The organism is Bacillus sp. EKM501B, from assembly GCF_011800505.1.
In the GTDB taxonomy this organism is placed as follows: Bacteria; Bacillota; Bacilli; order Bacillales; family Bacillaceae_G; genus Bacillus_A; species Bacillus_A cereus.
On the sequence record NZ_JAALFZ010000002.1, the window covers coordinates 245,372 to 259,258 of the forward strand.

Consider the following 13,887-nt stretch of genomic DNA (forward strand, 5'->3'; position numbering starts at 1 on the left):
GAGAGGTTTTTTTATTTAACTAGGAGGTTATAACAATGAGCGGAATTATAGCGACGTATTTAATCCATGATGATTCACATAACTTAGAAAAAAAAGCTGAGCAAATTGCACTCGGTTTAACAATTGGCTCTTGGACTCATTTGCCACACTTATTGCAAGAACAATTAAAGCAGCATAAAGGCAACGTCATTCATGTTGAGGAATTAGCTGAACATGAATATACCAATTCGTATTTACGTAAAAAAGTAAAACGCGGAATTATTAAAATCGAATATCCGCTATTAAACTTCAGTCCAGATTTACCAGCGATTTTAACGACTACATTTGGAAAGCTATCACTTGATGGCGAAGTAAAACTAATTGACTTAACTTTTTCAGACGAGTTAAAAAAACATTTTCCTGGTCCAAAATTCGGGATAGATGGTATTCGAAATCTTTTACAAGTGCATGATCGTCCCCTTTTAATGAGTATTTTTAAAGGAATGATTGGACGAAACATTGGGTATTTAAAAACGCAATTACGCGATCAAGCAATTGGTGGTGTAGATATAGTAAAAGATGATGAAATATTATTTGAAAATGCATTAACACCACTTACGAAACGCATTGTATCTGGAAAAGAAGTTTTACAATCTGTCTACGAAACATACGGTCATAAAACGTTATATGCCTTAAATTTAACAGGACGAACTTTTGATTTAAAAGAAAATGCTAAACGTGCAGTGCAAGCTGGAGCTGATATTCTATTATTTAACGTATTTGCTTACGGACTAGATGTACTACAATCACTTGCAGAAGATGATGAAATCCCAGTTCCTATTATGGCACATCCTGCTGTAAGTGGTGCTTATTCAGCATCCAAGTTATATGGAGTTTCATCACCATTATTACTTGGAAAGCTACTACGTTATGCTGGGGCTGACTTTTCATTATTCCCATCTCCATACGGAAGTGTTGCGCTAGAAAAAGAGGAGGCTCTTGCTATCTCAAAATATTTAACTGAAGACGATGCATTTTTCAAGAAGAGCTTTTCTGTTCCGTCTGCTGGTATTCATCCTGGTTTCGTTCCCTTTATTGTACGAGATTTCGGTAAAGATGTTGTTATTAATGCTGGCGGCGGGATACACGGACATCCAAATGGAGCGCAAGGCGGCGGTAAAGCTTTCCGTACTGCAATTGATGCTACTTTGCAAAATAAACCACTCCATGAAGTAGACGACATAAATTTGCATAGTGCACTACAAATATGGGGAAATCCCTCTTATGAGGTGAAATTATGAGTATTCAAGTATTTTGTGATTTCGATGGCACGATTACAAATAATGATAACATTATGTCCATTATGGAAAAATTCGCACCACCAGAAGCCGAAGAAGTAAAGAATAAAATTTTATCACAAGAACTATCCATTCAAGAAGGTGTTTCTCGATTATTTCAATTAATACCTACTAATCTGCACGATGATATTATTCAATTTTTAATAGAAACTGCTGAAATCCGTAGTGGTTTTCATGAGTTTATACAATTCGTAAAGGAAAATAACATTTCTTTTTACGTGATATCAGGTGGAATGGATTTCTTCGTCTATCCACTCTTACAAGGAATCATTCCAAAAGAGCAAATTTATTGTAATGAAACAGACTTTTCAGCAGAGTTTATTACAGTTAAATGGCCTCATTCTTGTGATGATCATTGTCATAATCATTGCGGATTATGTAAATCATCATTAATCCGTAAATTAAGTGATACAAATGACTTTCATATTGTAATTGGAGATTCTATTACTGATTTACAAGCCGCGAAACAAGCTGATAAAGTATTCGCTCGCGATTTTCTTATTACAAAGTGTGAAGAAAATCATATTGCTTATACACCGTTTGAAACGTTTCAAGATGTGCAAGCTGAATTAAAACTTTTGTTGGAGGTGAAGGCATGAAACAACTTTTTCGTCAATGGTATGACTTAAGCGAGTTAAAAAAAGAGTTAACAACACGAAATTGGTTTCCAGCAACAAGTGGTAATATTTCTATAAAGGTTAGCCATGAACCACTTACTTTTCTTATTACAGCAAGCGGTAAAGATAAAACAAAAACCACTCCAGATGATTTTCTATTAGTAGATCATGTAGGAGTTCCCGTTTTAGAGACTGAATTACGCCCTTCAGCAGAAACAATATTGCATACACACATTTATAACAATACGAATGCCGGGTGCGTACTTCATGTTCATACAACTGATAATAATGTCATCACAAATTTATATAGTGATGCAGTCACCCTTCAAAATCAAGAAATTATTAAAGCACTCGATATTTGGGAAGAAGGTGCAACAATTCAAATTCCTATTATTGAAAACCATGCCCATATCCCAACGCTTGGAGAAAACTTCCGAAAGCATATACAAGGAGATTCGGGTGCAGTATTAATCCGTAACCACGGTATTACTGTATGGGGCCGAGATAGCTTTGATGCAAAGAAGAGATTAGAAGCTTATGAGTTTTTATTCCAATTTCATATAAAACTATTATCAATTCAAGGAGGCGTTTCTAATGGCGCAAATTCGTATTCATGAAGTAAATACTCGTATTGAAAATGAAGTGGAAGTATCTAAATTTCTACAAGAGGAAGGCGTTTTATATGAGAAATGGAATATTTCTAAACTTCCTACTCATTTAAATGAAAATTATTCGTTAACAGATGAAAACAAAGCTGAAATATTAGCTGTGTTTTCAAAAGAAATCGCTGATGTTTCAGCACGCCGTGGTTATACAGCACATGATGTAATTTCACTTTCAAATAGCACCCCTAACCTTGACGAATTATTAATTAATTTCCAAAAGGAACACCATCATACAGATGACGAAGTTCGCTTTATCGTCAGTGGTCATGGCATTTTCGCTATTGAAGGTAAAGATGGGAAATTCTTTGATGTTGAACTTGAGCCAGGCGATTTAATATCTGTTCCTGAAAATGCAAGACATTATTTTACCTTGCAAGATGATCGCCAAGTTGTAGCTATTCGTATTTTTGTGACAACTGAAGGCTGGGTTCCAATCTATTAAGGTAGTTAGTTGAATAAAAGGACTTGGACCCCCTTTTCCAAACTTTTATTCACTCTACATATATACATCCTCCTATGGAACAGGCTTATTTCATTTTGAAATAAGCCTGATTTTTTATTTACTTGAAAGTACTATTTCATCACAAATTTAACATCTTGATTTTTCAAGTGCATTTTTCGAACATTTTTTGAACATTTATTGAATTTTTTCTGAAAATTCTGTTTTATATGTGATATACTACAATTAACTAAGAAGGAAAATAATATCGCAAACAGAGGGGGATAATCATGAGCTTACTTATCGCACTTATACTTGGAGTTACATGTGGAGCATTTCCTGTTATTTTAGGAGCTATTATGGAAGAGTTAGAAATTGGTGTTTTAGGATTTGTCGCATCTTGTGTAAGCGCTTTATTATTTGGTTTATTCGGCGCTATTCCTGTTTCAATTCTGTGTGCTTTTTATATAATACGCCATGCTCGTACAAAACAATTTGGCCCTAATCACATCGCACAAATTATCCCGTTCCCGGTTGAACGATGCCGCCGGGCTTCTAACTTATAATTATAAAAATTAAAGATGACTAAATAAATAAAAGTCCTCATTTGAGGACTTTTATTTATTTTCTTCTAGAAATTGAAACAATTCTTGTAGATGTAGGGCATCTTCACCATAGCTAATAGATACATAAAATATGCCGTCAATCTCAGCTTGCATATAAAGATCCACTCCATCACGATCATATTTCAATGCTAAATAAAACTCCATTTCTTCTAACATCTTTTTTGAGGTTCGAATTACATAATGCCCCTTCTCATCTCTTCCATATTCAAATTCTGGTTCAAAATCATATTTTTGTTTAAAAGCTTCTTTTTGTCTTTCATTAATTTGCATACAAGTAGCTCGCTGTACAGTATCAATCATCTCATCAAACTTTTGAAGGTCCACCTCGTTTACCCCCTTATATATTTTTTATATAATACTTGTGTTCCACTATTTTCTTCGCCATCCTTAATTAACTCTTCATACAATTCTTTCGCCAAACTTAAGCCTGGGACTGGTAATTGTAATTTTTCTGCTTCCTCTAAAGCAATTTTCATATCTTTCATAAAATGCTTTACATAAAATCCTGGCTCAAAGTCTCCTTTTAACATTCGAGGAGCTAAATTACTTAATGACCAGCTACCTGCTGCTCCTGTTGAAATACTCTCTAACACTTTATCTGGATTCAGTCCAGCCTTCTTCGCGTAAGCAACAGCTTCACATACTCCAATCATATTGGAAGCAATGGCAATTTGATTGCACATTTTTGTATGTTGTCCACTCCCAGCTGGTCCTTGTAATTGAATGTTTGTTCCTAACTTTTCAAGTAAAGGTAAGCATCTATCATATATTTCTTTCTCTCCACCTACCATAATTGCGAGTTTTGCTTCTTTCGCGCCAACATCTCCTCCTGAGACAGGTGCATCTAACGTATATATTTTTTTGCTTTTTGCAACTTCATTAATACGTTTTGCTAAAGTAGGTGTAGATGTCGTAAAGTCAATTGCTATCGTACCTTCTTTTGCATGTTCTATAATTCCTTCTATACCAAAATACACTTCTTCTACATCATGTGGATATCCAACCATTGTCATTACAATATCAACTTGCTTCACTAACTCTTTTGGCGTATTACACCAATTTGCACCAGCTTGCACTAAAGAATCTGTTTTTGCTTTCGTTCTATTATATACATATACTTTATGACCATCTTGCATTAAGTGATAAACCATACTTTTTCCCATTACGCCAATACCAATGAAACCTATTGATACAGTTTTATGTTCCATTTTCTCATCCCCTTTGTTCTAATAAATCATTTACCATCTTTCGGAACTCTTTATTAAAGTCATCATCCATACTATTTTTCACATTTGAAAATAACATAACAAAAATTCCTTTTTCTTTATTAAAATTATTGAAAGTGTTCCAACCAGATAACACACCATGATTATGAAAATAATCTGGATATATATAAAAACTAAATGCATATTTCCGTTCTGCTGAAGGCGAAAACATTGCTTGTATACTTTGTTCAGAAAGAAGTTTTCCATTTATAATTGCTTCGTCTAACTTCTTCATATCTCCAACTGTCGTATACATCTCACCACAACCATATAGCCAATCCATGCCTAACTTCTGCGCTGGTACAAGCTCTTTATCTTTTTTCACATAACCCTTTGCAAAATTTTTATCTCCAGGTACCATATTTCCCATACCGGATTCATGCATATCTGCTTTTATAAATATGTTTTCTTTTATGTAATCTCCTAAAGGTTTTTTGGAGATATGTTCTATTATATAAGCAAGAACCATATAATTATAATCTGTATATCTCCAACCTGTTCCTGCAGGAAATTCTAAATTTTGACGTCCAATCCAATTAATTAACTGTAAACGGGAAGCAGCATTCACATTTCCTTTCGCATGTTCAGGTAAACCAGAGGTATGCGTTAATAAATGATATAGCGTAATATTTTTATTCTCCGGAAATGAAGGAATATATTTATTTACATTATCTTGAATATTCAATTTACCTTGTTCTTGCAACTGTAAAATAGATGTGGCAACAACTGTTTTCGTAATAGAACCGATACGATATTTTGTTTGAGGCGTATTTTCTATTTTATTTTGAACATCAGCATACCCATATCCTTTATTCAATATAACATGCTCTTTATCTGTTACCAAAACTGTTCCATTAAATTGCTTTCCGACTAAATATTGATCTAATTTTTGAGATATGCTAGCATAATCAATTTGTTGCTCTTCTTTTTCTTCTATATTCCCTTGTACTTCCGATTCAATAGTAGGATTCACTTTAGTTGTTAATACAGTGTTTTCCTTTATATTGGGGCTAACAAGAAAATAGTATACTCCGCCGCCAACTATAGCAGACAGTGAAGCCATCACCATTACTTTTTTTATCATATTGATCCTCCATAATTCCTTCGCTAAAAATTATCCCCCCTATTCTATTATCAAACAATAAAAAAAAATCGCAACAATTTGTTGCGAAAAATTACATTTTTTCTTTTCTATACACACATACTTGATTCTTTCCATTTTTTTTCGCTTCATATAATGCAATGTCCGCTCGTTGCATTAATTCTTCTCTTGTAGTTCCTTGTTCATATAACGCAACTCCAAAGCTAGCTGTTAACTTCGAAATTCCAGTAAATTGCTTTGTTTCAATAAAGAATCGTAATGACTCCGCAACTTGAAATGCTTCCTTTTCTACTGTATTTGTCACTAATATAATGAATTCTTCTCCTCCCCATCTTGCAAATACATGTTGCTGCTCCACTTTAGATTTCATAAGCTCTGCAAGTTGTATTAATGCTAAATCGCCAAAATCATGACCATATGTGTCATTAACTGTTTTAAAATTATCTATATCAAATAAAATGATTGCTATTTTCTCATCACTACGTATTACCTTTTCCCATTCTACCTCTAGTATTTGTTGAAACTTTAAACGATTATAAATCTCTGTCAATGAATCTATCATAGCAAGTCTTTCTTGTTCTTGATAGATTTCATCTAATTCTGTAATTTCCGTGCACTTTACAATAAATCTTGATAAATCTTCTGGCAATGGTGTCGCACGTAATAGAAAAGTAGATACTGCCCCTTCATAATTTAACATCTTAATTCTTCTACCACTAGATAAAGTATCGTCTAGCCATGTTATATCATGCGTCGTCGAGTAGTATCCATTTTCTCTAATAAAATGTTCAGCAAATACTAAATGTTGCTCACGATAGGCAAACAAATTTTCATATCCGAAAAAAGCTAAAAAATTTGTATTACAATCAACTATTTCATCATCTTCTACTATAAATAATAGATCATTTTGAAAATCAAACATCGTTTGAAGCAATTCCTGCTGCAAACTAACTTGCCTTACTAAAGAAAGTTGATACAAACTCTTATTCACTTCCTCTAACACTGCTTGCGGAGTTACAGGAGCTATTACAATATTACGTATTCCTAATGCAAGTACATCTGTGAATTCTTTTGTTATTTGTTGATCCCAAATGACAATGAATGTACTGTGCGGAGTATACATATTCTTTATATATTTTATTTGAGAATAATCTGTTACATACGTAATGATAATGTGTGGTTTCGTTCTTTGAAATAATAGTTCGCCCTCTTCAAAACTATTTGCTATAAACATACATTTTGGATGGATATTTTCTACCGTTTGTTGATGCTTACATCCATTTTCTATATAAAGGACATTTAACTGCAGATCTTGTAACACATTTTGGAAAACCGTATTCTCTAATAAAAAATGTAGTATGTTCATCACTAGTCTTCACTCACTTCATATATCTTGTTCTACTGAATTCCTCACAAACTTTTTTAAAAGACTGGTCTCCAATAAACTTTAATTTGTGAGAGATACATATTAACAAGCTAATTGAGAATGTTATCTTCGCTTTTCACTCTATAAATTCCTTTTTTAGTGTATGATTGTAGGAATTGTATCGTTTGTATGAATGCCCTAGCTAATTTTTAAAACTTGACAATTAAAATAAAGATATTATATTCTTAAATTCGATAACTTACAAAATGTAAGTAGTGTATATTATTTTTTTGAAAATAATTCGATATACAATTTGGAGGATATACAATGACAAACGACAACTTTTTTGACGTTCTATATGAACGCACATCTACACGTGCATTCAACCCAAATAAAGAAATCTCATCTACAGAATTACATGAGATTTTAAAAGCCGCAGCACAAGCACCTTCCGCTTGGAACTTACAACACTGGAAATTCCTTGTTTTTCAAGGCGAAGATGTACAAAAACGATTACACCCAATAGCTTATAACCAACAACAAATTCTTGATGCTTCTGCAGTAGTCGCTATTTTAGGCGATTTAGAAGCTTATAAAAATGTTGAGCCAGTATATGGTCCAATTGTAGAACAAGGATTTATGAAAGAAGAAGCAAAAGAACGCTTAGCTAAAAATATTGAATCTGCATATGCTCGTGAACAATTCCCAAGAGATGCTGCCTTTTCAAATGCATCTTTAGCAGCAATGCAACTTATGCTTGCAGCTAAAGCAACTGGTTGGGATACTTGTGCTATTGGTGGCTTCAATCCACAAGCACTGACAGACGAATTTAACGTTTCATCTCGTTACGTTCCAATTATGCTTATTACAATTGGTGAATCAACTTTAAAAGGCCACCCTGCACCTCGCATGAGCGTAGAGCAAGTGAGTGAGTGGGCAAAATAATAAAAAACGAAGGTAACTACGTTGCCTTCGTTTTTTATTTTCTGTCATACTTTTGTAATATTACTACAAATCATTCGACATTTATACTTATGGAAAAGTATATTCTATTCCCTCCTCATAAATAAACGTGACGTTTCGTGTCGAATTTTGTTAAGGTGTTGAAATATACCCGTGTATTTTTGTTACAATTATGATACAATGATAACAAATAGATAACAAGAGAGGGATTTTCATTGAGTTCATACGGAAGCTTTATCGCACTTTTATGTTACATAGTAACTGTACTGCTTCTATATTTTATTGGTGATGCCGCAAACATCTCCATTTTACAATTTCCAAAAGAAGAAGCATTCCAATTAGAATCAGAAAAACATACTGCACGATCCATTGTGCCACTACTCCTAGCTCTTCCTGTATATATCATCGTTTTATATAAAAGTAAAAAAGTGTAAAGGCTACCCATTTCATTTATTTCGGTGGTTTTTACATTTTTTTGTTATATTCCCCCTATTTTAAACATCATTCCATACTAAACACCCAGCTAGTCATTTAAAATGAGAAAATCCCCTAGAAAAAATTCCACTCTCTGTCCAGTCACTAACTACCGAACTTACATAGATTATAAGTGTGAAGGGGGTGATGAGGATTATGTTTGGATCATTTGGATGCTGTGATAACTTTAGAGACTGTCATCATCGTGAAAGAGAGTGTGACCATCGCGAACATCGCGAGAAAGAGAGAGAAGTAGTTAGACCACAACAACCAGCTGTATGTAACGTACTTGCTAGCATTTCAGTTGGAACAGAGCTTTCTCTTTTAAGCATTAGAGGTAATGGCACTTTCAATAATGTAATTTTTGAAGGTTTCGCTAACGGTGTTGCTCTTTTCTCTGCTTTAGCTCGTAATAACAAAGATAACAAAGATAACAATAAAGACGATAAGAACAATCAAAATCGAAATACTTTTACTGGTATTTTACGTGTATGCCCAACTGATATCGTTGCAATCGCTATCTAATTCTGTCTCTTATCCTCGATAGTAAGCAAATAAGATTTACTTTTCTCATAGAAAAAACCTGAGACCGATTTCAAATCGGCTCAGGTTTTTTTATTGATTATATGCTTTTAACTAGTTCAACAACTTCTTCAGCAGTTGACATCATTAATGCTTTTTCTGCTAATGTTTCCATTTCTGCTTTCGACAACTTGCTTAGCTGTGTTCTTGCAGGAAGAATAGATGTTGCACTCATACTGAACTCATCTAAACCTAATCCTAATAATAATGGGATAGCAAGTGAATCGCCCGCCATCTCACCACACATACCAGCCCATTTGCCTTCTTTATGAGCAGCATCGATAACCATTTTTACAAGACGTAAAATAGATGGGTTATATGGTTGGTATAAGTAAGATACTTGTTCGTTCATACGGTCTGCAGCCATTGTGTATTGGATTAAATCATTTGTTCCGATAGAGAAGAAGTCAACTTCTTTCGCGAATTGATCTGCTAATACTGCTGAAGCTGGGATTTCAACCATCATACCAACTTCAATAGAATCAGAAACAGTTGTACCCGCTTCTACAAGTTTCGCTTTCTCTTCTAATAAAATTGCTTTCGCTTGACGGAACTCATCAAGAGTTGCAATCATTGGGAACATAATTTTTAAGTTACCGTATACGCTAGCACGAAGTAATGCACGAAGTTGTGTACGGAACACATCTTGCTCATCAAGACATAAGCGAATTGCACGGTATCCTAAGAATGGGTTCATTTCTTTTGGTAAATGTAAGTATGGAAGCTCTTTATCTCCACCGATATCAAGTGTACGAACAACGACTGGTTGACCTTCTTTTACACCTTCAAGAACTGCTTTATACGCTTCGAACTGCTCTTCTTCTGTTGGAAGATTGTCACGGCCCATGTATAAAAATTCTGTACGGTATAAGCCAACGCCTTCTCCGCCATTATCGATAATACCTTGTACATCATTTGGTGTTCCGATATTTGCAACAAGCTCAACGTGATGTCCGTCACTTGTTACAGTAGCTTGGTCTTTTAATTTAGCCCATTCAGCTTTTTGCTCTTCAAATTTCGCTTTCTTTTCTTCAAACGAACGAAGAGTTTCTTCTGATGGGTTTACGATTACTTCTCCATCTAAACCGTCAATGATAACGATATCGCCGTTTTGGATTTTCTCCATAACAACTTTCGTACCAACAACAGCTGGAATTTCCATAGAACGAGCCATAATTGCAGAGTGAGATGTACGTCCACCGATATCAGTAGTGAAACCTTTTGCATACTTACGGTTTAACTGAGCTGTATCAGATGGTGTTAAATCTTCAGCAATGATGATTACTTCTTCAGAAATTGTACCAGGATTTGAGAAGTTAATTCCTAGTAAATGTGCAAGAACGCGTTTTGTTACGTCACGAATGTCCGCAGCACGTTCTTTCATATATTCGTTATCCATGTTTTCAAACATAGAAATAAACATTGATGCAACTTCATCCATTGCAAATTCAGCATTTACTTTTTCGCTATTTACTTTATCTTTTACTGGGTTTACTAGTTCTGGATCATTTAACACTAATAAATGTGCTTCAAAGATCGCAGCTTTGTCAGCACCTAGTTCAGCAAATGCGTGGTCCTTAATAGCTTCTAATTCAGTTTTTGCTTTCTCAAGCGCAGCGTCTAAGCGTGCAATTTCTGCAGCTTCGTTTGTAATTGATTTCTTTTCAATGTTAAATTCAGGATTTTCAAGTCTGAAAGCCTTTGCAATAGCAATCCCACTTGATGCAGCGATCCCTTGAATGTTAAGAGTCATTATTCTCCTAATCCTTCGTTTTTCATAGTTTCTTCGATAGCTGCTAGTGCTTGAGCTGCATCATCACCATTTGCAGTGATTTTAATTTCTGCGTTTTGTTGAATGCCTAAAGACATAACGCCCATGATTGATTTTAAGTTAACGTTCTTTCCGTTATACTCTAAGTTAATGTCAGAACCGAATTTGCTTGCAGTGTTTACAAGTAGAGTTGCTGGACGAGCATGAATTCCTGAGTCGCTAGTTACTTTAAAGATTTTTTCCATGATAATTTATCTCCTTTAAATTACAGTATTTTTTAGTTGTATAGACGTGAGTACTACACCATCTATTGTATATAATAGGCGATGTTCGGTCAACCACATCGCCTATTATAATTATAAACATTTTGCGTCAAATTCCTACTGAATGTCAATAATAGCGGTTTCGCCCTTCTTAACATTTCCATCTTTTTTCAATTCGACTTGTTGCCCTTGTTGTAAGTTTGTAAAGACAATTGGTGTAATGATAGATGGTGCATTTTCTTTTACAAATGCAAGATCTACTTTTAATAATGGTTGGCCTTGTTTCACCTTGTCGCCTTGTGCTACAAGCGCTTCAAAACCTTCACCATTTAATTTTACAGTATCAATACCGAAGTGGATTAAAATTTCTTTTCCGCCTTCAGATTGAATGCCAATCGCATGTTTTGTAGGGAATACATTGACAATCTCACCGTTCACTGGAGAAACTACTGTTCCTTCAGTTGGTTCAATTGCAAATCCGTCTCCCATCATTTTTCCTGAGAATACTTGGTCAGGTACTTCTGTAATTGGTAAGATTTTTCCTTCGATTGGTGATACAATTGTTTCATTTTCATCAACTTTTTGAGGAGTTTCTTCCACTTTTACAGGTTCTTCTTTTTCAACATGAGGTGTACGACCTGACATAATATCATGAATTTGTGATTTTAATGTGTCAGATTTCGGCCCGAAAATAGCTTGAATGTTATTTCCAACTTCAAGTACGCCAGCTGCTCCAAGTTCTTTTAAGCGGTCTTTGTTTACATTCTTTTGTTCGTTAACTTGAACACGTAAACGAGTAATACAAGCATCTAAAGAAGCAATGTTTTCTTTACCACCAAGTGCTACTAATACTTCACGAGGAAGTTCGCCTGCTTCTGCTTTTCCTGCGCCGTCATTTGCATTTGCCACTTCACGACCAGGTGTTTTTAGATTCCATTTGCGAATTGCAAAGCGGAATCCGAAGTAGTAAATAACTGCTAGTACAAGACCAACAATAATTACCCACCACCATGCTGTACGGCCTGGTAATACACCGAATAATAGGAAGTCAATTAAACCACCAGAGAATGTCATACCAATTTTAACACCTAAAATTTGCATTGTCATAAATGATAGACCAGCAAATACAGCGTGAATTCCGAATAATACTGGCGCTACGAATAAGAATGAAAATTCAAGTGGCTCTGTAATACCTGTTAAGAAAGATGTTAATGCTGCAGAACCTAAAATACCTGCTGCTAATTTTTTATTTTCTGGACGTGCTTCATGGTACATTGCTAAAGCTGCTGCTGGAAGACCAAACATCATGAACGGATACTTACCAGTTGTAAATGTACCTGCTGTTAATTCTACACCGTCTTTTAACTGTGCCATAAAGATTTTTTGGTCACCACGGATTAATTCGCCAGCTGCATTTGTATACTGACCGAATTCGAACCAGAACGGTGAATAGAAAATGTGATGTAATCCAAATGGAATTAATGAACGTTCAATTAAACCGAATATAAATGCTGCGATTGTTCTATTTGCATCAATCATTTGATGTGAGAACGTGTTTAAGCCACCTTGAATGTATGGCCAAATGAAGCACATGATAATACCTACTATTAAAGAAAATGTTGCAGTTGCGATCGGTACGAAGCGCTTACCTGCAAAGAAACCTAAGTATGATGGTAATTCAATGTTGAAGTATTTATTATAGCAATATGCCGCTACTATACCGACGATAATACCACCAAATACTCCTGTTTGTAGCGTTGGAATACCTAATACGTTTGCATACGCTGGATCTGCAAATCCAATTTTTACTGGGTCTGCTCCAGAACTTGTTACTTTCACTAGCTTATCTACTTCTAAGAACACACTCATCGTTTTGTTCATAATTAAGTAGCCGACGAATGCTGCTAAACCAGCTACTCCGTCTCCACCAGCTAAACCAATTGCTACCCCAACTGCGAATAATAATGCAAGGTTAGCGAAAATAATATCACCAGATTGTTCCATAATTTTTGCAACCATTACGAACCAATCTGCTTTTAAAGCAGGAATAACATTTGTTAACTGTGGATTTTGAAATGCATTACCAAATCCAAGTAAAATACCTGCCGCCGGTAAAATCGCTACTGGAAGCATTAACGCTTTTCCGACTTTTTGAAGAACACCAAAGATATTCTTAAACATGGAAACCCTTCCTCTCTTATCTATATTGATACCTTCCGACAAACGCCAAAAAGACATGAGGAAAAAAAGATAGAACGATAGCTATACAAAGGGTAGTATATCCCTTTCTCTAGCTTACATTCCTTACTTTTCTCCACTCATGCCTGATCGAATCAGTAACACGTGTCAAAAATAGGTTTACGTATAAGTTCACTATAATTAAGGCAAACGTTTTCGTTACTCACCTTAATGTGTTT

15 protein-coding genes are annotated in these 13,887 nt (G+C 34.9%); 8 read left to right on the forward strand and 7 right to left on the reverse strand.

Annotated features, from left to right (window positions below):
* The first annotated feature begins 35 nt into the window (after window positions 1–35).
* From mtnW to HFD78_RS05960, 5 genes are all read left to right on the forward strand, one after another.
* The gene (mtnW, locus tag HFD78_RS05940; RefSeq protein ID WP_000014192.1) at window positions 36–1,280 is read left to right on the forward strand and encodes a 2,3-diketo-5-methylthiopentyl-1-phosphate enolase; all 1,245 of its coding nucleotides are present in this window, start codon (window positions 36–38) and stop codon (window positions 1,278–1,280) included.
* The gene (locus HFD78_RS05945; RefSeq protein WP_000027466.1) at window positions 1,277–1,936 is read left to right on the forward strand and encodes a 2-hydroxy-3-keto-5-methylthiopentenyl-1-phosphate phosphatase; all 660 of its coding nucleotides are present in this window, start codon (window positions 1,277–1,279) and stop codon (window positions 1,934–1,936) included. Before mtnW ends, HFD78_RS05945 begins: the two co-directional genes overlap by 4 nt.
* Entirely contained in the window at window positions 1,933–2,571 is a 639-nt protein-coding gene (locus HFD78_RS05950) for a methylthioribulose 1-phosphate dehydratase (protein ID WP_000811347.1), read from the forward strand. Before HFD78_RS05945 ends, HFD78_RS05950 begins: the two co-directional genes overlap by 4 nt.
* Window positions 2,549–3,061, forward strand: a complete 513-nt coding sequence (locus tag HFD78_RS05955) for a 1,2-dihydroxy-3-keto-5-methylthiopentene dioxygenase (RefSeq protein ID WP_000057321.1) — start codon at window positions 2,549–2,551, stop codon at window positions 3,059–3,061. The genes HFD78_RS05950 and HFD78_RS05955 overlap by 23 nt, the downstream gene beginning before the upstream one ends.
* A gap of 287 nt (window positions 3,062–3,348) precedes the next feature.
* A complete protein-coding gene (locus HFD78_RS05960) occupies window positions 3,349–3,624 on the forward strand; it encodes a hypothetical protein (protein ID WP_000054659.1) in 276 nt (91 codons plus the stop codon).
* Window positions 3,625–3,675: 51 nt separating this feature from the next.
* Here the strand turns inward: HFD78_RS05960 and HFD78_RS05965 are convergent, their stop codons facing one another.
* The 4 genes from HFD78_RS05965 to HFD78_RS05980 form a co-directional block, all read right to left on the reverse strand.
* On the reverse strand, window positions 3,676–4,008 hold the full coding sequence (locus tag HFD78_RS05965; RefSeq protein WP_000365624.1) for a DUF3909 family protein: 333 nt from the start codon (window positions 4,006–4,008) through the stop codon (window positions 3,676–3,678).
* Window positions 4,009–4,013: 5 nt separating this feature from the next.
* Window positions 4,014–4,892, reverse strand: coding sequence for an NAD(P)-dependent oxidoreductase (locus HFD78_RS05970; protein WP_000400473.1), 879 nt, complete (start codon window positions 4,890–4,892; stop codon window positions 4,014–4,016).
* A gap of 4 nt (window positions 4,893–4,896) precedes the next feature.
* Window positions 4,897–6,033 carry a serine hydrolase gene (locus HFD78_RS05975; RefSeq protein WP_000592898.1) on the reverse strand — a complete coding sequence of 379 codons (1,137 nt, stop codon included), beginning with the start codon at window positions 6,031–6,033 and terminating at the stop codon, window positions 4,897–4,899.
* 91 nt (window positions 6,034–6,124) lie between these two features.
* Window positions 6,125–7,417 (reverse strand): GGDEF domain-containing protein, encoded by a 1,293-nt coding sequence (locus tag HFD78_RS05980; RefSeq protein WP_001023189.1) that lies wholly within the window; start codon window positions 7,415–7,417, stop codon window positions 6,125–6,127.
* 327 nt (window positions 7,418–7,744) lie between these two features.
* Between HFD78_RS05980 and HFD78_RS05985 the strand changes: the two genes are divergently transcribed.
* The 3 genes from HFD78_RS05985 to HFD78_RS05995 all read left to right on the forward strand — a co-directional run bounded on the left by HFD78_RS05985 (window position 7,745) and on the right by HFD78_RS05995 (window position 9,379).
* Entirely contained in the window at window positions 7,745–8,362 is a 618-nt protein-coding gene (locus HFD78_RS05985) for a nitroreductase family protein (protein ID WP_000180372.1), read from the forward strand.
* A gap of 233 nt (window positions 8,363–8,595) precedes the next feature.
* Window positions 8,596–8,814 (forward strand): hypothetical protein, encoded by a 219-nt coding sequence (locus HFD78_RS05990; protein WP_000100485.1) that lies wholly within the window; start codon window positions 8,596–8,598, stop codon window positions 8,812–8,814.
* Window positions 8,815–9,010: 196 nt separating this feature from the next.
* Window positions 9,011–9,379, forward strand: coding sequence for a DUF3915 domain-containing protein (locus HFD78_RS05995; RefSeq protein WP_000468039.1), 369 nt, complete (start codon window positions 9,011–9,013; stop codon window positions 9,377–9,379).
* A gap of 97 nt (window positions 9,380–9,476) precedes the next feature.
* Here HFD78_RS05995 and ptsP read toward each other — a convergent pair whose 3' ends face one another.
* The 3 genes from ptsP to ptsG form a co-directional block, all read right to left on the reverse strand.
* Window positions 9,477–11,189 (reverse strand): phosphoenolpyruvate--protein phosphotransferase, encoded by a 1,713-nt coding sequence (gene ptsP / locus HFD78_RS06000; RefSeq protein WP_000174207.1) that lies wholly within the window; start codon window positions 11,187–11,189, stop codon window positions 9,477–9,479.
* Window positions 11,189–11,452 (reverse strand): phosphocarrier protein HPr, encoded by a 264-nt coding sequence (gene ptsH, locus HFD78_RS06005; protein WP_000411080.1) that lies wholly within the window; start codon window positions 11,450–11,452, stop codon window positions 11,189–11,191. The genes ptsP and ptsH overlap by 1 nt, the downstream gene beginning before the upstream one ends.
* Before the next feature lie 135 nt (window positions 11,453–11,587).
* Complete coding sequence (gene ptsG, locus HFD78_RS06010; protein WP_000475797.1) at window positions 11,588–13,651, reverse strand: PTS glucose transporter subunit IIABC; 2,064 nt, start codon at window positions 13,649–13,651, stop codon at window positions 11,588–11,590.
* Between the last annotated feature and the right edge of the window lie 236 nt (window positions 13,652–13,887).

Coding starts and splice junctions, on each gene's coding strand:
- mtnW (WP_000014192.1), top strand. CDS start 36: ATGAGCGGAATTATAGCGACGTATTTAATCCATGATGATTCACATAAC.
- HFD78_RS05945 (WP_000027466.1), top strand. CDS start 1,277: ATGAGTATTCAAGTATTTTGTGATTTCGATGGCACGATTACAAATAAT.
- HFD78_RS05950 (WP_000811347.1), top strand. CDS start 1,933: ATGAAACAACTTTTTCGTCAATGGTATGACTTAAGCGAGTTAAAAAAA.
- HFD78_RS05955 (WP_000057321.1), top strand. CDS start 2,549: ATGGCGCAAATTCGTATTCATGAAGTAAATACTCGTATTGAAAATGAA.
- HFD78_RS05960 (WP_000054659.1), top strand. CDS start 3,349: ATGAGCTTACTTATCGCACTTATACTTGGAGTTACATGTGGAGCATTT.
- HFD78_RS05970 (WP_000400473.1), bottom strand. CDS start 4,892: ATGGAACATAAAACTGTATCAATAGGTTTCATTGGTATTGGCGTAATG.
- HFD78_RS05975 (WP_000592898.1), bottom strand. CDS start 6,033: ATGATAAAAAAAGTAATGGTGATGGCTTCACTGTCTGCTATAGTTGGC.
- HFD78_RS05980 (WP_001023189.1), bottom strand. CDS start 7,417: ATGAACATACTACATTTTTTATTAGAGAATACGGTTTTCCAAAATGTG.
- HFD78_RS05985 (WP_000180372.1), top strand. CDS start 7,745: ATGACAAACGACAACTTTTTTGACGTTCTATATGAACGCACATCTACA.
- HFD78_RS05995 (WP_000468039.1), top strand. CDS start 9,011: ATGTTTGGATCATTTGGATGCTGTGATAACTTTAGAGACTGTCATCAT.
- ptsP (WP_000174207.1), bottom strand. CDS start 11,189: ATGACTCTTAACATTCAAGGGATCGCTGCATCAAGTGGGATTGCTATT.
- ptsH (WP_000411080.1), bottom strand. CDS start 11,452: ATGGAAAAAATCTTTAAAGTAACTAGCGACTCAGGAATTCATGCTCGT.
- ptsG (WP_000475797.1), bottom strand. CDS start 13,651: ATGTTTAAGAATATCTTTGGTGTTCTTCAAAAAGTCGGAAAAGCGTTA.